Annotated in this window: 21 protein-coding genes; 11 read left to right on the top strand and 10 right to left on the bottom strand. The window is 66.6% G+C overall.

The window, feature by feature from the left end:
• Positions 1-63: 63 nt before the first annotated feature.
• On the bottom strand, positions 64-903 hold the full coding sequence (locus tag ACJH6I_RS18150; RefSeq protein ID WP_318986000.1) for an alpha/beta fold hydrolase: 840 nt from the start codon (positions 901-903) through the stop codon (positions 64-66).
• Positions 904-1,016: 113 nt separating this feature from the next.
• On the opposite strand from ACJH6I_RS18150, the gene ACJH6I_RS18155 reads away from it, so the two are divergent.
• From ACJH6I_RS18155 to ACJH6I_RS18165, 3 genes are read left to right on the top strand one after another with little or no spacing between them, the layout of a single operon-like run.
• Positions 1,017-2,219, top strand: coding sequence for a CoA transferase (locus ACJH6I_RS18155; protein ID WP_318986001.1), 1,203 nt, complete (start codon positions 1,017-1,019; stop codon positions 2,217-2,219).
• Complete coding sequence (locus ACJH6I_RS18160; protein ID WP_318986002.1) at positions 2,216-3,016, top strand: acyl-CoA thioesterase domain-containing protein; 801 nt, start codon at positions 2,216-2,218, stop codon at positions 3,014-3,016. The genes ACJH6I_RS18155 and ACJH6I_RS18160 overlap by 4 nt, the downstream gene beginning before the upstream one ends.
• A gap of 45 nt (positions 3,017-3,061) precedes the next feature.
• Entirely contained in the window at positions 3,062-4,624 is a 1,563-nt protein-coding gene (locus ACJH6I_RS18165; RefSeq protein WP_318986003.1) for an acetolactate synthase large subunit, read from the top strand.
• Between the two features lies 1 nt (position 4,625).
• On the opposite strand, the gene ACJH6I_RS18170 is transcribed toward ACJH6I_RS18165, so the two are convergent.
• Together ACJH6I_RS18170 and ACJH6I_RS18175 are read right to left on the bottom strand one after the other, a co-directional pair.
• Positions 4,626-5,396 carry a maleylpyruvate isomerase N-terminal domain-containing protein gene (locus tag ACJH6I_RS18170; RefSeq protein ID WP_318986004.1) on the bottom strand — a complete coding sequence of 257 codons (771 nt, stop codon included), beginning with the start codon at positions 5,394-5,396 and terminating at the stop codon, positions 4,626-4,628.
• A 106-nt stretch (positions 5,397-5,502) separates the two neighbouring features.
• A complete protein-coding gene (locus tag ACJH6I_RS18175; protein WP_165605545.1) occupies positions 5,503-5,670 on the bottom strand; it encodes a hypothetical protein in 168 nt (55 codons plus the stop codon).
• 246 nt (positions 5,671-5,916) lie between these two features.
• On the opposite strand from ACJH6I_RS18175, the gene ACJH6I_RS18180 reads away from it, so the two are divergent.
• From ACJH6I_RS18180 to dprA, 3 genes are read left to right on the top strand one after another with little or no spacing between them, the layout of a single operon-like run.
• The gene (locus tag ACJH6I_RS18180) at positions 5,917-6,273 is read left to right on the top strand and encodes a YraN family protein (RefSeq protein ID WP_318986028.1); all 357 of its coding nucleotides are present in this window, start codon (positions 5,917-5,919) and stop codon (positions 6,271-6,273) included.
• Positions 6,273-7,781, top strand: a complete 1,509-nt coding sequence (locus tag ACJH6I_RS18185) for a YifB family Mg chelatase-like AAA ATPase (protein ID WP_212811861.1) — start codon at positions 6,273-6,275, stop codon at positions 7,779-7,781. Before ACJH6I_RS18180 ends, ACJH6I_RS18185 begins: the two co-directional genes overlap by 1 nt.
• Complete coding sequence (gene dprA / locus ACJH6I_RS18190; protein ID WP_318986005.1) at positions 7,778-8,911, top strand: DNA-processing protein DprA; 1,134 nt, start codon at positions 7,778-7,780, stop codon at positions 8,909-8,911. Before ACJH6I_RS18185 ends, dprA begins: the two co-directional genes overlap by 4 nt.
• 16 nt (positions 8,912-8,927) lie before the next feature.
• Here dprA and ACJH6I_RS18195 read toward each other — a convergent pair whose 3' ends face one another.
• Positions 8,928-9,518 carry a helix-turn-helix domain-containing protein gene (locus ACJH6I_RS18195; RefSeq protein WP_318986006.1) on the bottom strand — a complete coding sequence of 197 codons (591 nt, stop codon included), beginning with the start codon at positions 9,516-9,518 and terminating at the stop codon, positions 8,928-8,930.
• Positions 9,519-9,591: 73 nt separating this feature from the next.
• Here ACJH6I_RS18195 and ACJH6I_RS18200 point away from each other — a divergent pair, with 73 nt between their 5' ends.
• The 4 genes from ACJH6I_RS18200 to ACJH6I_RS18215 all read left to right on the top strand — a co-directional run bounded on the left by ACJH6I_RS18200 (position 9,592) and on the right by ACJH6I_RS18215 (position 13,252).
• Positions 9,592-11,133: an NAD(P)/FAD-dependent oxidoreductase gene (locus ACJH6I_RS18200; RefSeq protein WP_318986007.1), complete on the top strand. Its 1,542-nt coding sequence runs from the start codon at positions 9,592-9,594 to the stop codon at positions 11,131-11,133.
• A 55-nt stretch (positions 11,134-11,188) separates the two neighbouring features.
• The gene (locus tag ACJH6I_RS18205; RefSeq protein ID WP_318986008.1) at positions 11,189-11,614 is read left to right on the top strand and encodes a tautomerase family protein; all 426 of its coding nucleotides are present in this window, start codon (positions 11,189-11,191) and stop codon (positions 11,612-11,614) included.
• A gap of 88 nt (positions 11,615-11,702) precedes the next feature.
• Positions 11,703-12,722 carry an alcohol dehydrogenase catalytic domain-containing protein gene (locus ACJH6I_RS18210; protein ID WP_318986009.1) on the top strand — a complete coding sequence of 340 codons (1,020 nt, stop codon included), beginning with the start codon at positions 11,703-11,705 and terminating at the stop codon, positions 12,720-12,722.
• Positions 12,723-12,751: 29 nt separating this feature from the next.
• Entirely contained in the window at positions 12,752-13,252 is a 501-nt protein-coding gene (locus ACJH6I_RS18215) for a DUF4383 domain-containing protein (protein ID WP_318986010.1), read from the top strand.
• Between the two features lie 21 nt (positions 13,253-13,273).
• Here ACJH6I_RS18215 and ACJH6I_RS18220 read toward each other — a convergent pair whose 3' ends face one another.
• Positions 13,274-13,621, bottom strand: a complete 348-nt coding sequence (locus ACJH6I_RS18220) for a hypothetical protein (protein ID WP_318986011.1) — start codon at positions 13,619-13,621, stop codon at positions 13,274-13,276.
• Between the two features lie 126 nt (positions 13,622-13,747).
• On the opposite strand from ACJH6I_RS18220, the gene ACJH6I_RS18225 reads away from it, so the two are divergent.
• Positions 13,748-14,596: a PhzF family phenazine biosynthesis protein gene (locus ACJH6I_RS18225; RefSeq protein ID WP_318986012.1), complete on the top strand. Its 849-nt coding sequence runs from the start codon at positions 13,748-13,750 to the stop codon at positions 14,594-14,596.
• Positions 14,597-14,657: 61 nt separating this feature from the next.
• On the opposite strand, the gene ACJH6I_RS18230 is transcribed toward ACJH6I_RS18225, so the two are convergent.
• From ACJH6I_RS18230 to ACJH6I_RS18250, 5 genes are read right to left on the bottom strand one after another with little or no spacing between them, the layout of a single operon-like run.
• The gene (locus ACJH6I_RS18230; RefSeq protein ID WP_318986013.1) at positions 14,658-15,848 is read right to left on the bottom strand and encodes a cytochrome P450; all 1,191 of its coding nucleotides are present in this window, start codon (positions 15,846-15,848) and stop codon (positions 14,658-14,660) included.
• 33 nt (positions 15,849-15,881) lie between these two features.
• Entirely contained in the window at positions 15,882-17,459 is a 1,578-nt protein-coding gene (locus tag ACJH6I_RS18235) for a bifunctional 3-(3-hydroxy-phenyl)propionate/3-hydroxycinnamic acid hydroxylase (RefSeq protein ID WP_318986014.1), read from the bottom strand.
• Between the two features lie 19 nt (positions 17,460-17,478).
• Positions 17,479-18,255, bottom strand: a complete 777-nt coding sequence (locus tag ACJH6I_RS18240) for a 1-acyl-sn-glycerol-3-phosphate acyltransferase (protein ID WP_318986015.1) — start codon at positions 18,253-18,255, stop codon at positions 17,479-17,481.
• A gap of 4 nt (positions 18,256-18,259) precedes the next feature.
• Positions 18,260-19,069 carry an SDR family oxidoreductase gene (locus tag ACJH6I_RS18245; RefSeq protein WP_318986016.1) on the bottom strand — a complete coding sequence of 270 codons (810 nt, stop codon included), beginning with the start codon at positions 19,067-19,069 and terminating at the stop codon, positions 18,260-18,262.
• Complete coding sequence (locus ACJH6I_RS18250; RefSeq protein ID WP_212811853.1) at positions 19,066-19,740, bottom strand: hypothetical protein; 675 nt, start codon at positions 19,738-19,740, stop codon at positions 19,066-19,068. The genes ACJH6I_RS18245 and ACJH6I_RS18250 overlap by 4 nt, the downstream gene beginning before the upstream one ends.
• Positions 19,741-19,844: the final 104 nt, after the last annotated feature.

Genomic DNA, 19,844 nt, shown 5'->3' on the forward strand with positions numbered 1-19,844 from the left:
CGAGCGGCCGCGTACCGCACACCATCGAACCGGTGTGCGGTACGCGGCCGCCCGTGAAGACGATCAGCGCTGCAGGAAGCCCAGCACCGTGCTCTCGAACGCCTCCTTGGCCTCGATCATCGCCCAGTGCCCGCAGTTCGGGAACACGTGCAGCTCGGCGTTGGAGATGGTGCGCATCGGGATGAGCGCCATGTCCAGCGGGCTGACGCGGTCGTCGCGGCCCCACGTCAACAGCGTCGGCGCCTTCACCTTGTGCATCTGGGCCCAGGGCTGCGGCGGTGCGTCGGCCGACCGCATGAACTTCATCATCATCTTGAAGGCGGCCTTGCCGTACATCCGGCGCGCCGACTCGAGCGTCTCGGGATCGGAGGCCAGCTTCAAGCGCTCTTCGATGAGCTCCTCGGTGACGATCTTCTCGTCGTAGACCATCGAGTGCAGCCAGTCGATCAGCCGCTGCCGGGTCGGGTCCTCGGTGAACTCCTGCAGGAGCCGGATGCCCTCGCTCGGACCGGGGCTGAAGATGTTGGTGCCGATACCGCCGATGGTGACGAGCTTGCCGATGCGGTCGGGGTTGTTGATGGCGAAGTTGATGCCGACGCCGCCGCCCATCGAGTTGCCGACGATGTCCGCCTTCTCGATTCCGAGTGCGTCGAGGAAGGGCACCACCGCGGACTGCGCGTCGATCATCGGATGGCCACCGAAGTCGTCGCTGACGCCGAAGCCGGGGAACTCGAGGATCAGGCAGCGGAAGTGCGCCGCGAACGTCGGCAGGATGCCGCGGAAGTTCCGCCAGCCCGTCACGCCCGGGCCGGAGCCGTGCAGAAACAGCACTACAGGCCCACTGCCCTCGTCGTAATAACGCAGCGTTCCGCGCTCGGTCTGGACTTCCTTCAGCTCAGTCATGCGTTCCAAATTACGGTGCGGATGTCACGCGGTCGCCACCACCTCCCGTCCGGCGGGACGCGCCGCGGCCGGGGGCGCCCGGTTGTGCTGCGGGTGGCCTTTATGGTGTCCAGATGACCGTGCCAGAGTCCGCGCGTCCACTGGCGGGCGTGCGCATCGTCGAAATCTCCAGTTTCGTCGCGGTGCCCCTGGCGGGGATGACGCTGACGCAACTGGGTGCCGAGGTCATCCGGATCGATCCCATCGGCGGCGCCGCCGACTACCACCGCTGGCCGGTGACCGATGGCGGCGAGAGCATCTACTGGGCGGGCCTCAACAAGGGCAAGCGATCCGTCGCGGTGGACATGCGCTCACCGGAAGGCCAGGACCTGGTCACCCGGCTGATCGTCGACGCCGGTGTCTTCATCACCAATGTGGCGGGCCGGCAATGGCATTCGTACGAGACCCTCTCCGCGCTGCGGCCCGACCTGATCCACGCCGAGGTGTCCGGCCGGGCCGACGGCGGCACGGCCGTGGACTACACCGTCAACGCCGGGCTGGGCTTTCCGCTCGTCACCGGTCCGCCCGAGCTGCAGACCCCGGTGAACCACGTGCTGGCAGCCTGGGACGTGTCGTGCGGCCTCTATCTGGCGCTGGCGGTGACGGCGGCGCTGCGCCACCGCGACGGCAGCGGCCAGGGCCAGCAGGTCAGCATCCCGCTGGAGAACGTCGCCCTGGCGACGGCCGGGAATCTCAGCTTCCTGACCGAGGTGATGGTCAACGGCGTGAGCCGCGAACGCATCGGCAACTCGATCTTCGGGCAGTACGGGCAGCAGTTCGTCAGTGCCGACGGGGCCGCGTTCATGATCGTCGCGCTGACCGGACGCCATTTCCGGGACCTGGTCGAGGTCACCGGTACGACGAAAGCTGTTGCGGCGCTGTCTGAATCGCTCGGCGCCGACTTCGCCGACGAGGGTCAGCGATACCTGCACCGCGACGCGCTCACCGGCCTGTTCACCGGTTGGTTCTGCGGGCACACCGCCGAGCAGATCACCGCGGCACTGAGTGCGACGTCGATCCTGTGGGAGCGCTACCGCGATTTCGGTGAGGTCGCCGCGAGCCCCAAGGTGACCGACAACGCGCTGTTCACCGAACTCGACCAGCCTCGTATCGGGCGCCACCTGGCGCCGGGCCTGCCCTTGCGGATCGATGGTGCGTATCCGCCCGCGCGGCCGGCGCCGGCGCTCGGCGACGACACCGCAGCCGTGCTGACCGAACGGCTCGGGCTCACCGCCGACGACGTCGCCGGGCTCGAAGCGGCGGGGACCGTGGCATGACGGTGCTGCCTGGTCTGTTGTGGGTTTCGCCCGGAGATGGGGACGACGCCTGGGTGGGCAAGGCCGGCGGACCGGACGGCAAGCGGGCCTTCGGCGGCCTGCTGATGGCGCAGAGTCTGTCCGCCGCGTGTCGGACGGTGAATCCGGAGATGCGCCCGACGGCCATGCACCTGCAGTATCTGCGTGGGGGCGAGGCCGGCGCGACCACGGACTACACGGTGGTCCGGGTGTACGACGGACGAACGGCGGCGGCACGGCGGGTCGAGGCCTGTCAGGCCGGACGGCTGCTGACCGTCGCGACGGTGTCCTTCTCGGTGGACCTGGCCGGCCCCGAGCACGATGAATCATGGTCGCTGCCAGAGGATCCCGAGCTGCTGCCGTTGACCGGGCCGCCGGGGCCGGCGCCCGCGGTGCCGCTGGACGAGATCGACATCCGGATCGTCGACGACCGGTCGTCGGGCGAGTTCGTCCGGCGTATGTGGTGGCGGGCCACGGTGCCCATGCCGGCAGAACAGTTGCCGCACATGATGATCGCCTGCTACATCACCGACCTCTACGGGATCGACCCGGCGCTGCAGGTCCACGGGCATTCCATGCAGGCCCGCACCCACCGCAGCGGCACCACCGATTTCTCGATCTGGTTCCACCACCCGATCCGGGCCGACCGCTGGAATCTGCTGGAATCGCGATCGCCCGCCGCGGGTCGAGGCCGCGGTGTGATCACCGGGAGTCTGGTCGGCGCGGACGGCACCCGGGTCGCGACATTGGTGCAGGAAGGTCTGATCGCGGACCGGTAGTACCGTCGTCGGCAGGCTGTCGACGGAACCCGGCGAAGGAGAACGATGAACGGCGCACAGGCACTGATCCGCACGCTGGTCGACGCCGGCGTCGACGTCTGCTTCGGTAACCCCGGAACCAGCGAGATGCACTTCGTCGCGGCATTGGATTCCGTCCCCGAGATGCGTGGTGTGCTCTGCCTTTTCGAGGGTGTGGTCACCGGAGCCGCCGACGGGTATGCCCGCATGGCCGAGAAGCCGGCGGCCACCCTCCTGCATCTGGGCCCGGGATTGGGCAACGGCATCGCGAACCTGCACAACGCACGGCGGGCCTATTCGCCGGTGGTCAATGTCGTCGGCGACCACGCGCTCGGCCACAAGAAGTACGACGCACCACTGGAATCCGACATCGACGCGATGGCCGGCACGGTATCGGGGTGGGTGCGCCGGTGCGAGAAATTGGCCGACGTCGCCACCGACGCGGTGGCCGCGATCGAGGCCGCGCAGCAGGGACAGGTGGCCACGCTGATCCTGCCGGCCGATGTGTCGTGGACCGAGGGCGCCGAGCCCGCGGTGGGGGAGCCGGCTGTGGGTCCGGCCCCGTTCGACTACCAGGCGGGCGTCGACCCCGACGAGCACCAGTTGCTCGACGCCGGTGCCGAGGTCTTCGGCCCCGGCACCGTCATGTTGCTGGGTAGCGCCGCGTGCCGGGAGCGCGGCCTTCGCGCCGCGAGCCGGATCGCCGCGGCCACCGGGACCAAGGTGTTGATCGAGACCTTCCCGGCCCGGCTCGAACGGGGTGCCAGCCGGCCCAACTTCGAACGCCTGGCGTATCTCGCCGAAGCTGCCCAGTTCCAGCTGACCGGTACCGAGCACCTCGTGCTGGCCGGCGCCCGCTCCCCGGTGTCGTTCTTCGCCTACCCCGGCAAGGCGAGTGATCTCGTGCCCAGCGGCTGCCAGATCCACACCGTGGGCGGTGACGCCGTCGCGCGTCTGGAAGAACTGGCCGATGCGGTGGCGCCGCGTACGGAGCCGGTGCTGACCGAGCTGAAAGTGCCGGAGCTGCCGTCGGACTCGGCGCTGACGACGCAGAACTGGGTCGAGGTGGTGGCCGCGACGCTGCCCGACGACGCGATCGTCGTGGACGAGTCCAACACCAGTGGGTTCCTCCTGCCGCAGGCGACGATGAGCGCGCCGCGGCACGACCTGCTGACCCTGACCGGCGGCGCCATCGGCTTCGGCCTGCCGAGTGCGGTCGGCGCCGCCGTGGCGTGTCCGGACCGTCCGGTGCTGTGTCTGCAGGCCGATGGCAGTGCGATGTACACGATTTCGGCGTTGTGGACCATGGCGCACGAGCAGCTCGATGTGGTGACGGTGCTCCTCAACAACGCCGCCTACGCGATCCTGCGCATGGAGCTGCAGCGCGTCGGGGCCGAGGCCAGCGGGCCGAAAGCCGCGGCGATGCTTGATCTCTCGGGCCCGACGACGGATTTCGCGGCGCTGGCCGCGGCCATGGGCGTGCCGTCCGCCAAGGCGACGACCACGGCGGAGTTGGCCGACCTGCTCCGCGTGGGCTACGCCACACCGGGGCCGTACCTGATCGACGCGGCGGTGCCGGCGCTGCTGTAGCTCAGTAGCCGCTGAGCAGCGTGCGCAACCGGCCCAGTTCGAGTGGGCCTGCCGCGCTGCGGATTCGGCCGGGATCGGCCGGGCGGCGTCCCCACAGGAGCAGCACGCGGGTTGCCGCGTCGGTCTCGATGGTCGCCGCTCCGTCGGGCGGGGCCAGGGTGATGGTGGCCGTGTTCTCGGCGTCGGCGGTGACCACGACATCGTCCTCTTCGGCCACGCGGATTCGTGCTTCCACCCGCTCATTGCCGTGCAGCGCCAGGATGTCTCGGCCACGCCGCAGCAACGGCACGCCTACCGCGTGGACGCTGTGGCCGGTCATCCACGGTTGCGCCAGCCGGTCGCGAGCGGGCGCGTCGTCTCCGGTGATGTCCCAGCTGTGCAGGGCCAGTTCCTCGCGCATGTGCTCGGCGAACCAGGGCACCTTCATCGTGCGGCCGGTCCATGCGACGTCGGTGTCCTCGGGTAGTTCTTCCGCGGCGGCCGCGACCCGCCCGAGGTGCGTCATGCGGTCGTTGAACGCCGTCCACAGATCGGCATCGTTGAGCGCCCGGTACGGCCGTTCGCGCTCCCCGAAACCGCGGGTCGCGACGGGGTCGCCGGCCAGGTGTCCCTCCAGTACCCGGGCGAGCTCTTCGGCGTTGCCGGTCTGGTGGATGACGATGTCGCGCACGGTCCAGGCCTCACACCAGGTGCCTGTTCCGGGGTTGCGCCGCTGTACGGCTGCGGCGAATTGCGCGAACTCGGGAAAGCGGTCGATGTCGACGGTGTCCATGTGTCCATCGGTACCCCGCAAGTGTTTCGGTGCCCGCCGAACTGACGGTCGGCGGGCAAAAAAAATTCGGGGCCCCTCGGTGAGGGGCCCCGAATCCTGCTGACGCTCAGCGGCTCTGGTGCACGCTGTTGTCTACCTGCGGCGCCTCTGCGCGCGGGTGGATGTCGTTGACCCAGTCGTGGTGGGAGTAGTCCGCCGATGCCGGCGCGGCCAAACCCAGGACGGCTGCTGCCAGTCCGTTCGCCACCAGTGCGGCGATTCCGAGCTTCTTCATTTTCCCCAACTCCTTGTAGCCGAAGCTTTGATGCTCAGTTCAACGGCATGGGGGCCGGCAGTATTTCTGCAGGTGGGCGTTGGCAGCAATTGATCGTTCTTCGGCAGTAATCAGTCTTTCGGGCCTGCCCTGTGGATGAATCGCGCACTGTGCATAACTGTCTTCCGGGCGCCGGATCCGGGGGTCTTCGTCCCGTGATCTGTCGGTGGCTCCAGCCACCGTGACGGCATGAACACACCACCACGCATGACCCGCGCCGAGATCGGAGCGCTCGGTGAACAACTCGCGGTCGACCACCTGATCTCGCTCGGAATGACGGTCCTGGCCCGGAACTGGCGCTGCCGGTGGGGTGAGCTCGACGTCATCGCCACCGAAAGGGACCACAGTGCGGTGGTTTTCGTCGAGGTGAAGACCCGCACCACGACGGAGTTCGGCGGTATCGAGGAAGCGGTGACGCCCGAGAAGGCCCGTCGCCTGCGTCGGCTGGCCAGTGTCTGGCTGGCCGAGCAGAATGCCCACTGGCCCGATGTGCGGATCGACGTGGTCGGTGTACGTCTCGGCGGGCGGGTGCCGGAGCTGGTGCATCTGAAAGGTATCGGCTGATGGCGCTGGGACGGGCCTACTCGGTGGCGATCCGCGGCCTCGACGGCGTCATGGTGGAGATCGAAGCGGACATCACCTCGGGCCTGCCGGGGGTGCATCTGGTCGGCTTACCCGACGCGGCGCTGCAGGAGTCGCGGGACCGGGTCCGGGCGGCGATCACCAACTGCGGCAACAGCTGGCCGATGTCGCGGCTCACCCTCGGGCTGTCACCGGCCACGCTGCCGAAAGGCGGGTCGATGTACGACCTGGCGATCGCCGCATCGGTGCTGTCGGCACATCTGAAGACACACTGGGAGCGACTGGAGAAGACCGTCCTGCTGGGCGAACTGGCGCTCGACGGGCGGGTGCGCCCGGTCAAGGGCGTGCTGCCCGCCGTCATGGCCGCCAAGCGTGAGGGTTGGCCGTCGGTGGTGGTGCCCGCCGAGAACCTGGCCGAGGCCAGCCTGGTCGACGGCATCGAGGTGTCGGGCGTTCGCACGCTCGGACAGATGCAGGCGTGGCTCAACGGGAAGGCGGCGCTGGACGGCCGGGTCGACACGACGGCGCCGGCCGCTGACGACGGCGTCGACCTTGCCGATGTGGTGGGGCAGACGCAAGCGCGGTGGGCAGTGGAGATCGCCGCCGCTGGAGCGCACCACCTGATGCTCACAGGGCCGCCAGGGATCGGCAAGACGATGCTGGCGCAACGGCTGCCGGGGCTGCTGCCGGACCTGACCGAGGAGGAGGCCCTGGAGGTCACCGCCATCCATTCGGTGGTGGGGCTGCTCACCGGTGATACGCCGCTGATCACCCGCCCGCCGTTCGTCGCGCCGCATCACACGTCCAGTGTCTCGGCGTTGGTCGGCGGCGGCTCCGGGATGGCGCGCCCCGGCGCGATCAGCCGGTCGCATCGTGGCGTCTTGTTCCTCGATGAGTGCGCCGAGATCGGGACCAGCGTGCTCGAAGCCCTGCGAACCCCGTTGGAGGAAGGCAAGATTCGGCTGGCACGTCGTGACGGCGTGGCGTGCTATCCGGCGCGGTTTCAGTTGGTGCTCGCGGCCAATCCATGCCCGTGCGCACCGCCGAATCCGCGGGATTGTGTATGCCCGTCGGCCGACCGGCGCCGATATCTGGGCAAGCTGTCCGGGCCGTTGATGGATCGAGTCGATCTGCGCGTCGACATGCATCCGGTACTCGCCGGGGCGTTCGGTGACCATGCCGCCGAATCCACCGGTGCTGTCCGTGCCCGGGTCGCCGCCGCCCGCGCGGCCGCCGCCGAGCGATGGCAGGAAGTCGGTGTCCGCACCAACGCCGAGGTGCCTGGGCCCGTGCTGCGCCGCAGATTCCGGCTGAGCCGGGACGCGATGAAACCGCTACGAGAATCGTTGGACTCCGGACGGTTGAGTATCCGGGGCGTTGACCGCACCTTGCGTGTCGCGTGGTCTCTGGCTGATCTGGCCGGCCGCGATTCACCCAACCTCGAGGACGTCAGCACGGCTTTGGGTTTCCGAGAGGGAGAGCTCCGATGAGTGACGACGATCTGGAACGACGAGCGTGGGCGTATCTGTCGCGCGTGGTGGAACCGCCGTGCCCGCGGCTGACGGCATTGGTGGCCGATCGCGGCCCGGTCTCGGCGGCGGACATGATTCGCCGTGGTCAGGAGGACAAGGAACTCACCGGGAGCGTTGCCGCCCGCCGTGAGGTCGATTGTGCGGCCCGGGATTTGGAGATTCTCGATCGCCGGGGTGGGCGGCTGATCACTCCCGACGATGACGAGTGGCCATACCTGTCGTTCGTCGCGTTCGGGAACAAGGAGGTGCGGGCGCGGCCATCGGGTTATCCGCCCATGGTGTTGTGGGCGCTCGGCCCGGCCCGCCTCGATGACATCGCCGAACGCGCCGCCGCGATCGTCGGCACCAGGGCGTGCACGTCGTACGGCGAACATGTCGCTGCCGAGATCGCGGCGGGCCTCGTCGAACGTGACGCCGCGGTCGTCTCTGGTGGCGCCTACGGCATCGACGGAGCGGCGCACCGCGCGGTGTTGGCGTCGGACGGCGTCACGATGGCAGTGCTTGCCGGGGGTATCGACGTGCCGTACCCGTCCGGGCATTCGGCGCTGCTGCACCGGGTGGCTACGTCGGGGCTGCTGCTCAGCGAGTATCCGCCGGGGGAGCGGCCGACCAGATACCGGTTCCTGACCCGAAACCGATTGGCGGCGGCGCTATCCGGTGCCACCGTGGTGGTGGAAGCGGGGTTGCGCAGCGGGGCCGCCAACACGGCGGCGTGGGCGACCGCGATGGGCCGCAAGGTGTGTGCGGTACCGGGACCGGTGACGTCGGCCGCGTCGGCGGGGTGTCACGTCCTGCTCCGCAACGGCGCGGCCCTGGTCGACCGGGCCGAGCAGGTCGTCGAATTGATCGGGCGGATAGGCGAACTGGCCGATGAACCCGAGCATCCGGAAACACCGCTCGACGACCTGACACCGGACCAGCTTCAGGTGTACGAGGCGCTGCCGGCGCGGGGCTTCCGCAGCCTCGAGCAGATCTCGGTCGGTGCGGCCCTGCCGCCCGAGCGCGTCCTCGGGCCGCTGGCGCTGCTCGAGATCAGCGGGCTGGTGGAGAAGCAGGACGGGCAGTGGCGGATCAGGAGAGCTGGGTGAGAGGCCCGCCTGGTGATCAAGACTGTGAGGAGGGCAACGATGTCCGAATGACCTGAACCAACTGCGCTGCAACCTGATCCAGGGGCACGATGCTGCGTTGGGCGCGACAGATTGCAACTGTGCCTTCGACGGACGAGACGATCAGGGTCGCGATCTGTTCGGCTGCGGTCGAATCGGCGCCGGCGCCGCGCAAGGAGTCGGCCAAAAGGGATGTCCACCGCGCGAAAGCCGCTGCAGCGGCGTCGCGAGGCGCGGCATGACCCTCGTCGGCCACGTCTTCGATCGATACTGCGAGTACGGGACAACCAGCGTGAAAGTTGCTGTCGAGGACCACTTTTCGCCACATGGACAAGAACGCTTGTAGACCCGCTTCCGGGCCTGCGGCCAATTCTTTGGTGAGTACCTTCACGGTGAGGTCGTCGGCCCATTGGACGGCTGCAGTCGCCAAGTCGTACTTCCCGCCGGGGAAGTAGTGATAGGTGGACCCGAGTGGGGCGTCGGTGTGCTTGGCGAGTTCCCGCACACTCGTCGCATTGAGCCCGCGACGGCTGATCATGTCCGCGGCGCCCGCGACCATGCGTTGTCTCCCACGACTGTCCTCCGCCATGACAACCCTCCTTGCTATGACGATCGCTATAGTTTAGCGTGGCGGCAGTTATAACGATCGTTATAGAGGAGGTTTGACGGTGCGAGCCGCAAGTGACGCCTTGCCTGATCACATCGGTGTCGTCGTCGTCGGGGCTGGGCTTTCCGGTATCGGCGCCGGCTACCGGCTGCAGACGGAGTGCCCTGATCGCGACTACCTGATCCTGGAATCACGCGACAGCATCGGCGGCACATGGGACCTCTTCCGGTACCCCGGAATTCGTTCGGACTCCGACATGTTCACCCTCGGCTACGCCTTCAAGCCGTGGAAGGACGCCAAGGCGATTGCCGACGGGCCGTCGATTCTGCGCTACATCCGTGAGACCGCTGCCGAGTTCGGCATTGATCAGCGCATCCGCTACAACACGCGGGTTGTGGGCGCCGATTGGTCCAGTGCCGACCAAGTCTGGACGCTGACCGTCGACCAGGCAGGGGATCAGCGCACGCTGACGTGCGACTTCCTATACGTGTGCGCCGGCTATTACGACTATGCCGCCGCATACGCCCCATCGTTTCCCGGACAGGACAAGTTCGCGGGCCGCATCGTGCACCCGCAGTTCTGGCCGACCGACCTGGATTACACCGGCAAGCGGATCGTCATCATCGGCAGCGGCGCCACCGCAGTGACCCTCGTACCGTCCATGGCCTCGGCGACCACGCACGTCACGATGCTGCAGCGCAGCCCCAGCTGGATCAGCGCGGTTCCCAGCCGCGACGCGAAGGCCGACTGGCTGCGCGCTCGTCTGCCGGAACACTTCGCGCACCGCCTGATTCGTGCGAAGAACGTCGCATTCAACATCGGCTTCTATCTGTTCTGCCAGCGCCTGCCCGAGCGGGCATGCCGCCTGCTCACGAGCCAGACCACGCGAATCTTGGGCGACGAGCGTGTGGTCGCCGAACATTTCACCCCGACATACAAACCGTGGGACCAGCGGCTGTGCGCCGCGCCCGGTGCCGACTTCTTCAAGTCGCTCAAGGCCGGTCATGCCGAGGTCGTCACCGACACCATCGATGCGTTCGTCGCCGAAGGAGTCCGGCTGACTTCGGGGCGGGTCCTGCCGGCCGACCTCATCGTCACCGCCACCGGCCTGCAGATGCAGACCTTCGGCGGAATCGCGCCGACCATCGACGGCGACGGCCTCGACGTCGCCGACGAATTCGTGTGGAACGGCACCATGGTCTCGGGCATCCCGAACTTCGCTTTCTGCATCGGATACACCAATGCTTCGTGGACGCTGCGGGCAGACCTGTCGACCCGGACGGTGTGCCGTGTTCTGAATTGGATGCGGCGCCGCGGCGCCCACGCTGTCGTGCCTCGTCCCCGAGGGCGGATGGCACAACGCGACCTCTTCGGTCTTACCTCGGGCTACGTTCAACGCTCGGTTGCGGCCTTTCCCAAGCAGGGGACCACGTCGCCGTGGCGGATACGCCAGAACTACCTACTGGACTGGTGGTCGCTTCGCCGCAGTGACTTCGGCGCCAGTCTGGAGCCGCTTCCCAGGCTGAACGGCCATGAGCTCAGCGCTGAGACTGCGCTACACCAGCGCGCAGCGGCGCGGCAATCACCGGGCTTGTAACGGGTGACCCGTCTTGGCCCGAACCCTTCACATCCCAAGGAGATATAGCATGCCCATGATCGAATTAACCCTTCCTGCAGGTGTTTTCGCTGACAGCGCCCGTCGCGAACTGCAGAAGGCACTGGCTGCCACCCTGCTCAAGTGGGAGGGCGCACCCGACACCGCGTTCTTCCGTGCGCAAGCCTGGTGCCGCATCGACGAGGTGCCCGGTGACCGTTTCGTCGCGCTCGAGGACGATCTGCCGCGCTTTCGCGTCGACATCACGGTCCCTGAAGGAGCGGTCTCCCAGCGTCGCAAGGAAGGCCTCATCCGGGAAGTCACCGAACAGATCCTGTCGGCAGCCGGCCTGACGGCAGCCGACACACTGCGAGTCTGGGTACTGATTCACGAGCAGCCTGAGGGCACGTGGGGCGCCGGGGGTGCCGTCGTTCGGTTCCAGGACCTCAAAGCCAAGGCTCGGTCGAGCGCCGCCCAGGTGTGACGGCGCACGTGCCGAAAGCGCAGCACAGCAACGCAATACAAGTGCTCGGCGCTCGAGTAGCTCACTACCAACGACCCTAGGAGACCTCATGAGAAGCCTGATGTTCGTCGAACCCGGACGACTGCGATTCGACGACGTCGACGCCCCCACACTCGTAGAACCCACCGACGCGTTGGTGCGACCCTTGGCCGCAACCACGTGCGACCTCGACCACCATGTCATCGCCGATAAGACGCCGTTCTCGGGGCTTGGACCCTTTCCTCTCGGGCACGAATGCGTCGGCACCGTGGTCGAAGTCGGGCCGGAATGCACCTGGGTGTCCGTTGGCGACGTGGTCGGGGTGGCCTGGCATATTGCCTGCGGCGCTTGCGCCCAGTGCTTGCTCGGTCATCCCGCCCGCTGTCTCGCGCACGGCGAGGCGCAGTACGGCTTGCCCACCAACGGTAGGTGGGGCGGAACGTTCTCCGAACTGATCCGGGTGCCCTTCGCCGACTACAACCTCGCCCCGCTGCCGGCTGGTGTCGACCCCGTTCATCTCGCCTCGATCGGCGACAACCTTGCGCTGGGTTGGGAGACGATCATGCCGACCATCTCCGGTATCGCCGACCCGCAGATTGCGGTCTTCGGCGGGACCGGATCGATCGGGCTGTACTCCGTCGATGTCGCGGTGCACTGTGCCGGGGCGCGAACCGTGTATTACGACGACGATCCCACCCGCATGGCGGTCGCGGAGAAGCTCGGCGCCGAGGTGGCCGATATCAACGGCAAGCGCGAGAAGAACTTTCACCTCGCGGTTGATGCTTCCTGCGACCCCGGCCGACTGCGCAAAGCGCTGGTATCGGTCATGCCGGAGGGGTATGTCAACAGCGTCGGCATCTACTTCGCCGACGTCACGCTGCCTCTGTTGCAGCTCTATCTTCGCGGCGTGCACTTCCACAACGGCAAGGGCCACGCCCGGCCCAACATGACGCCGACCCTCGAAGCCGTCGCCGCCGGCGTACTGCATCCAGAACTCGTCACCAGCGGTGTCTACCAATGGGACGAAATTCCAGAGGTCCTCACCTCATCCGATGCCGGACACAAGCCCATTTTCGTACTCGACCGCTGACTCGATACGGAACGTCAAGGAAGGCAACCATGCTTCTGGACATTCGCGCTCGGATGCTGGCCTACACCATCGCACTGACCGCGTCGCCGGTTCAGTTCGGTGTGTGGGTCATGGCTTTCTGGTTCACCAGCAACGGACCGGCGGCTTACCTGACGTGCACGTCGATGTTATCGGAACCGATGAATTCCTGTACCACAACGGTATTCGGCTTCGTTCCGGTGACCGTGAACCTGTGTCACGCGTTGTGTCACTTCAGTACCGGAATCATTGGCCTGGCTGCGGTTCTTCGACGCTCGTGGGCGATCGTCTACGCGACTGGGGGCTTCGTCTACTACGTTGTCTGGGGGCTGTGGGGTCTCGTCGGCGGCGATGCGGTTCGCCACCACTTGGGTGTTGACATCTTCGGGAGCTGGGTCCATGTGGTTGAAGGGCTGATCCTGATCGTTGTCTGGTCTTACGACCGCCTTTCTGGGTCGTCGGCCAAATACTCGAACGCCGCCACATTCACTGCGAGCGCGGGGACCCGGTAGGTGGCACACCAGCGTGCCGACTCACGGCTCACCCATCTGCTCGATGCCGATCTTCGCAATCTGCACAGTTCTGGGTGGTGTCCGGTGCCACAACAGCTCACCGGCGTCGCCGAAGGGCTGGTATTGACCCAGGCTGCCTCGCGGGCTCGGATATGGCGTGGCAAGGTCTTCGACCGCGGACCTGGAAACACAGTTATTGGCCTGAACCGAATCGGCCTGGGAAGCCTCGAGTCCTGGCGCTACCGATTCACCGCACGAATAGGCCGGTCCTTGTTCGCCGACCGCGACGTGCTGCTCCTCGACCACTACAATCAGGACAATCCGTTCTATGTCAGGCGCTTTCATGACGAACTTGTCCAGATCGACCAACAGCGATTCCTGGCGACCTCGCACTACAGGTGGCGCGGCCAGTGGCGGTTCTTGTGTTACTTCGCGCTCCTCGTACCCGAGGACCGAAGTAGCCGTCCGGGCGCGATAGAGGCAGAGTTCTGATCTATGGCTATCGATCGTGCGTTCGCCCAAGTCGACGTCTTCTCATACCATCCGCTGAAGGGAAACCCCGTCGCCGTCGTCTTGGACGGCGACGGGCTCAGCGACGAGCAGATGCAACAACTGGCTCGCTGGACGAATCTCTCTGAGACAACATTCGTGCTGCCCGCAATGGAACCGGAAGCGGACTACCGGCTCCGAATCTTCACTCCGGGCGGTGAACTGCCATTCGCCGGCCATCCGACGCTTGGTTCTGCCCATGCCTGGCTCGAAAACGGCGGCACACCTCGCCGTGAGGATCGCGTTGTGCAGGAATGCCAGGCAGGGCTTGTCGCAGTGCTGCGCGGCGAAGGGACGCTGTCATTCGCCGCTCCGCCAACGTTGCGCACCGGTCCCATCGACGACTCCGAAGTCGATCTGATCGCCGCGGCGTTCAAGATCGACCGCGAGCGCATCATCGACCATCAGTGGGTCGACAACGGCCCGGGCTGGGCGGTGGTGCGCCTGTCGACGGCCCGAGAAGTGCTTGATCTCAAACCGGATCTGAGTGTGATTCCGCAGGCCATGGTGGGAGCGATCGGTGCCTATCCGGAGGGGTTTGAGCATCAGTTCGAGATGCGCACTTTCGCGCCCAAAGTTGGCGTCGCCGAAGACCCTGTCTGCGGCAGCATGAACGCCAGCGTGGGGCAGTGGTTGACGGCAAGTGGTTCCGCTCCCGCGAGCTATCGGGTCTCGCAGGGCGCAATCCTAGGGCGCGAGGGCACTATCGAGATCACTGCCGACGCCGACGGGACGGTGTGGGTTGGCGGTGCCACCTCAACTATCATCCGTGGTGTCGTCACGCTGGACCAATAGCTGTGCGACTGTCGCGCGGTGATGGCGGCCCAGTGTCGAGGTAGTCCTCTGTCTCGCGCGGTTATGCGGGAATCAGCTTGAGCGGCAATCGTTCATGGCGGCGGATGATGTTGTTGATCGCCCACTTGGGTGTGCCGGTCAGCTCTATCCGGTCCACACGCTCGAGCAGCGCCCGCAACATCGCCGTTGTTTCCAAGCGGGCCAGGGCCTGTCCGGCGCACGCGTGCGCACCCTGCCCGAAACCGACGTGGCGGCCGGCGTCACGTCGGATGTCGAAGACCGTCGGGTTTTCCCATTCGCGTTCGTCGCGGTTGGCGGAGGCATAGATCACCAGGACTCGTGCACCCGAAGGGATTGACACTCCGGCGATTTCGGTCTGCTGCGCCGTGCACCGCGCGAAGGCGCGCAGCGGTGGCTCGTAGCGGACGATCTCGTTGACGGCGTTGGCCATGAGGCCGGGCTCGTCCTTGAGCAGTTGCCACTGGTCGGGGTGGCTGGCGAAGAGATACAACGCGTTGGAGATCGCGCTCATGGTGGTATCGATCGACGGGGCGATGTAGTCGACGAGCAACGGCGGGCATTCGTCGTGCGTCAGTTGGCCTTCATCTGCGGCGGTGAGCAGCTCGTCGGCCATGCTGCCCTCGATGACGTTGCGCTCGCGAACCACACGCCGAGCGAAGCGCAGCATGAGCAGGGTGTTGGGCACCGCTTTGATCGCCTGCCAGTTGAGTGGGCCGAGTACGTCGAATGTTGCTCCGGCCCAGGCAATCAGGTGATCGCGTTGATCGCGCGGCCAACCGATGAGGTCGGGTACGACCGCCAGCGGTAGCGCGGCCGCGAGGTCGTTGACACCGTCGATATCGCCCCTGCCGAGCGCTGTTTCGACGACGCTGCGGGCCGTGTCGTCGACGGTGTCACTGATGGCGCGCAGAGCCCGTGGCAGCATGCGGTGCGCGACGCGCTTGCGGCGTTGTTCGTGCTCGACACCGTCGCTGTTGAGCGTGGTGCCGCGCGACATGCGGTTGGTGATCGGGTTGAGCGCCACACCGTGGCCCGACAGAAAGGTCTTGTCGTCGCGCAGTACCGATTTGCACTCGGTGTAGCGCGGCAACGCATATGCCCGCTGCTTCGCCAGCCATATCACCGAACCGAGGTCACGCATCCTCTGGTAGTGGGGGTAGGGGTTGGTGATGGCGTCGACCGCGTAGATGTCGGGTTCATAGATGGGCAGGCCGGCGGGTGGGCGTGGCATTGACGTTCCTCTCATGACCGTGGCTGCGGACGATTAGGCGCGGTCCCGTAGGGCGGCGGAGGGCAGCTGCGCGCTGTGTGTCCGAGTGGACGCCGTGAACCCCGGTATGGCCGCACACAGTTTCCACACGTCGCGGCCCGCGCACATGACGGTGCGATCAGGCCGGATGACAGCGGCGGTGGCGTGGCCGCGGCGCAACCACCGTTCCAACTCACCGCCGGGCTCGGCGACATGAACGACGATGCCGTGCTCATCGAGCGCGGCGAGCTGGAACGCCAGCGGGCGCATCGTGGTGATGAGTGCAAAGCCATTGCCCAACAACGTGTCCAGGCGCTGGCCATCGGCCAGTACCGGGTTGGGGCACAGGGTTCCGGCGAGGTGCCATGGCGCACGGCTCGTGATCACCAGAGCCGACGCGCGTAACGCCGGGGTGGTGCCGTCTGTGAGCTTGTCGCGGAGGCCGGGTATCAACCGTAGCCGGGGTGCGACGGTGCGTCGCACGAGGTTTCCGATATGTCCACCGGCTGTCATCGCCCACCCCACGCCCAGCGCCAGGCCGATCATGCTGCGCGCGTGGGGTTTCCGTTCCTGCTCGTATGTTGCCAGCAGAGCCTCGGGTAGCTCTCCGTTGATCACTCCGGCGAGTTTCCACGCGAGGTTCATCGCATCGCGCAGGCCCGCGCCCATGCCCTGCCCGATGAAGGGCGGCGTGAGGTGGGCCGCATCGCCGAGGACGAACACATTGCGGTCCCGCCAGCTGTCGGCAATCTGTGCGCGGAAGGTGTATTCGGTGACCCGCACCAGGTCGAGGTCGTCGTCGGCGACATCGCCGATCCACGGTGCGATCAAGGGCCGAAGGGTCTCGATCGTGCTGAAGTCGGCGGCTGTTTCCGGCGGCAGTAGTCGAAACTCCCACCGGTAGCGGTTGGGGCCGATCCGCATGTACGTCGCAGCCCGAACGGGATCGCAGACCTGGTGCACGCCATCCCACTGCTCGAGTTCGGCTTCGGTGACGACGTCGGCCACCAGCCAGCGCTGCTCGAACCGCAGGTCGTCCATGGCCGCACCGATGGAGGCTCGCACGATGCTGTTGGCTCCGTCGCAGCCCAGCACGTAGCTGGTTTCGACGACGTGCTCCGTCCCGGTGGCGCGGTCGGAGTAGGTCACCCGGACGCGGCCCGGTTCGTGTTGGGTGATGCCGGTGACCTCGGAGTTGCCGCGTAGCTGCACATTTGGTCGCGTGGCCAGGTTGGCGCGCAGCAGCTGTTCCAGTTCGGGTTGGTCGAACATGTTGGCTTGCGGGAAGCCGTGCCGGCTGCGGGCGGGGTCGCGGTCGAACTGTGCCAGCGTGTGGTGGTTCTGGTCGAGCAACCGTAAGCCGAGCGCCGGGCGGGAAATCGTGGCGAACTCTTCGGCCACGCCGAGGCGGGCAAGGATGCGATGAATCTCGTCATCGAGGTGCACCGCGCGGGGCTGGGGATAGACCGATTCCCAGCGGTCCAGAACCAGCGTCGGCACGCCGTGGTCGGCGAGCAACGTCGCGGCAGTGACACCGGTCGGTCCCGCTCCGACGACGACAACGGGCACGGATTGCGTTACAGGGTCAGGCATTTCGGTCCTCGACTCGGAATCAGCCGATGATCGGCATGCGGTTGGCGACGAGAGCGTCGAGGCGCGTCTGCATGGCGGCCTCGATTCGGGACGCGAAGTCCTCGGCGGTTTCCCCGGGATTCGCGGTCATCGGGGGCAGGACCGCGGTCACCAACTTGGTCGGCAATGCGACGTAGGGGAGCATGCCGGCGACGCCGATATTGAGTCCCCACGGAATGGTGACGCTGATGGGCAATGTCTTCATGCGCAGACGCCGGTGCAGGCCCAATCGTCGGGCGAGGCCTCTGCCGTCGGACACGACGAACAACGAGTCACCGGCGCCGGCCGTCACGACCGGGACCACCGGGACGTCATGAGTCATGGCCAGGCGGGCGAACCCGCAGCGCTCATCGAAATGCACCAGATTGCGGTCCCGCCAGGACTTCCCGGCATCGACGTCGCCGCCGGGGAACACCAGCACGTTGTGCCCGGCGGCGAAGGCGGCGTCTGCCGATTCCTGGCTTGCGGGCCGGCCGTCGAGAAACTCGGCGATGCGGCCGGCGCCGACCGTCCACGCCACCTGGTGAACGAGCGCGGTGGTCGGCCGTTTGAGTGCCGCTTTCTCGCGGACGGCGATCATCGCCAGCACGTTGAGGTCCACCAGGCCGCCGAAGCCGTGATTGGCGACAAGCAATGCAGGCTCGGGAATCTCGGCGTCGATGTGGATTTCGTGACGGTGGTACCACCGCAGATAGTTCGGTACAGCCACCCGCATTGCGGATTTGAGTGCGGATGCCGTCGAGGAGGGGTCGGTCATGGGATCAACTGCTCGTCAGCAGCGAGCGCCTGCCCGAGGCAAGAACACGCACGAGGAGGCGGTTGGGAACAAGGCGCGCGATACGGGTGACAACCCGGGTTGGCCACCCCGGGATCACCGTCCCGCAGTCGCGATCGATGGCCTCGATGCCGGCTCGTGCAACGTCGCGGGAGGACATGTACATCATTTTGGGCAACCGGAATACATCGTCGTCAGCGCCTGCGGCAGAGAGGAATTCGGTCGCCACAGGCCCTGGGCACAACGTGGCGACAGTGACGCCGGTGCCCGCGAGCTCTCCGCGCAGTCCTTCGCCGTACACATGGGTAAATGCCTTGGTGGCGGCGTAGCCGGCCTGTGTGGGTGTCGGCATGAACCCGGCGCTTGACCCGACGTTGAGGATGGCGCCGCGGCGGCGGGGAACCATCTGCTGTACGGCGCGGGTCGTCAGGTCGATGACAGCCTCGACATTGACGCGGACCTGGTTGATTTCCGCATCCACGGACGAGTCGACAACTGCGCCAATGGTTCCGATGCCCGCATTGTTGACCAGGATGTCGACCTGCAGACCGCGCGTTGCGATGGTGCTGAACAGTGCGGCCCGCTGCGTCGGATCGGTGACATCGCACCCGATCACTTCGACATTGACTTCTGAGGAGAGCTCCGCAGCAAGTGCATGCAGCCGGTCTTCGCGGCGGGCCACCAAGGTGACGTTGTGGCCGCGGGCGGCGAGTTCGCGTGCGATGTCGGCGCCGATGCCGGATGACGCGCCGGTGACGACGGCAGTCGACGACGGGTTCGGGGTGGGCAAGCTCATGGGGTCGTCCCTTCGATGAGGTTGAAAGATGTGGTTCGAGAACGGCCGATCACCGGGACGGTGCGCTCCACCGCATAGCCGTGCACTGCGGTCAGCACGGTGTGCTGCGTGTCGAGCACCTCGGCCAAATTGTCGTGTGTGAGAAGCTCGTCGAGCGCGGCGCGATCGTCCACGCCGAAAAACACCGCTGCGTGGTACCGGTGTTGGGGCGGGTTGTCGTGGGCGACGCCGGGCGATCCGCCGAGAAGCGGGGTATACGGCAGGAAGGCGTAGGACCGTAGATCCCTTGCGCCTGCTGCCATCAGCGCCGGGCTCAGCTGCTGATGCACAAAGGAACGAAACATCCTGGCGGCGACACCCATTCGGCGGCGCAACAACAGTGCGACGTGCTGCTGGGCGGAGTTGTCGTACCCGTCGGTGAACCAGCGTCCGCCGCGCGGCCCTGTGTGGTGGGCCAACACCCGGGTGAAGACGTTCTGCTCATCGAGGAACACCTCGCGCGAGTGCAGGCCGGTGCGCAGCATGGCCGCGGCGCTGGTGAATCGGATCTCGGCGCAGCCGTCGAGGTGCCATGTGCGCGGTATCGAGGTACCTATGCCGGCGGTGGCCGGCCAGAACCCGTGGTCGGTGGACGAGAACAGCCGTTGGTTGTATTCGAGGAGATGTGGCAAACGTATGACCTTGTCGGCGTGCGTCTTTGCCCAGTATGTGGTGGCTGCGTCACGCGAGAGATCGCTACGCAACATGAGTGGAGCAAGCAGCGACGTGGTGCGGG

Origin of the sequence: Mycobacterium sp. SMC-13, from assembly GCF_045311035.1 — a bacterium.
Classification (GTDB): Bacteria; Actinomycetota; Actinomycetes; order Mycobacteriales; family Mycobacteriaceae; genus Mycobacterium.

Bases quoted from the DNA above. Each gene is read 5' to 3' on its own strand.
- ACJH6I_RS18185 (WP_212811861.1), top strand. From the start codon at position 6,273: ATGGCGCTGGGACGGGCCTACTCGGTGGCGATCCGCGGCCTCGACGGC.
- ACJH6I_RS18225 (WP_318986012.1), top strand. From the start codon at position 13,748: ATGGCTATCGATCGTGCGTTCGCCCAAGTCGACGTCTTCTCATACCAT.
- ACJH6I_RS18210 (WP_318986009.1), top strand. From the start codon at position 11,703: ATGAGAAGCCTGATGTTCGTCGAACCCGGACGACTGCGATTCGACGAC.
- ACJH6I_RS18180 (WP_318986028.1), top strand. From the start codon at position 5,917: ATGACCCGCGCCGAGATCGGAGCGCTCGGTGAACAACTCGCGGTCGAC.
- ACJH6I_RS18170 (WP_318986004.1), bottom strand. From the start codon at position 5,396: ATGGACACCGTCGACATCGACCGCTTTCCCGAGTTCGCGCAATTCGCC.
- ACJH6I_RS18240 (WP_318986015.1), bottom strand. From the start codon at position 18,255: ATGACCGACCCCTCCTCGACGGCATCCGCACTCAAATCCGCAATGCGG.
- ACJH6I_RS18195 (WP_318986006.1), bottom strand. From the start codon at position 9,518: ATGGCGGAGGACAGTCGTGGGAGACAACGCATGGTCGCGGGCGCCGCG.
- ACJH6I_RS18160 (WP_318986002.1), top strand. From the start codon at position 2,216: ATGACGGTGCTGCCTGGTCTGTTGTGGGTTTCGCCCGGAGATGGGGAC.
- ACJH6I_RS18155 (WP_318986001.1), top strand. From the start codon at position 1,017: ATGACCGTGCCAGAGTCCGCGCGTCCACTGGCGGGCGTGCGCATCGTC.
- ACJH6I_RS18150 (WP_318986000.1), bottom strand. From the start codon at position 903: ATGACTGAGCTGAAGGAAGTCCAGACCGAGCGCGGAACGCTGCGTTAT.
- ACJH6I_RS18230 (WP_318986013.1), bottom strand. From the start codon at position 15,848: ATGCCACGCCCACCCGCCGGCCTGCCCATCTATGAACCCGACATCTAC.
- ACJH6I_RS18205 (WP_318986008.1), top strand. From the start codon at position 11,189: ATGATCGAATTAACCCTTCCTGCAGGTGTTTTCGCTGACAGCGCCCGT.
- dprA (WP_318986005.1), top strand. From the start codon at position 7,778: ATGAGTGACGACGATCTGGAACGACGAGCGTGGGCGTATCTGTCGCGC.
- ACJH6I_RS18235 (WP_318986014.1), bottom strand. From the start codon at position 17,459: ATGCCTGACCCTGTAACGCAATCCGTGCCCGTTGTCGTCGTCGGAGCG.
- ACJH6I_RS18245 (WP_318986016.1), bottom strand. From the start codon at position 19,069: ATGAGCTTGCCCACCCCGAACCCGTCGTCGACTGCCGTCGTCACCGGC.
- ACJH6I_RS18215 (WP_318986010.1), top strand. From the start codon at position 12,752: ATGCTTCTGGACATTCGCGCTCGGATGCTGGCCTACACCATCGCACTG.
- ACJH6I_RS18175 (WP_165605545.1), bottom strand. From the start codon at position 5,670: ATGAAGAAGCTCGGAATCGCCGCACTGGTGGCGAACGGACTGGCAGCA.
- ACJH6I_RS18165 (WP_318986003.1), top strand. From the start codon at position 3,062: ATGAACGGCGCACAGGCACTGATCCGCACGCTGGTCGACGCCGGCGTC.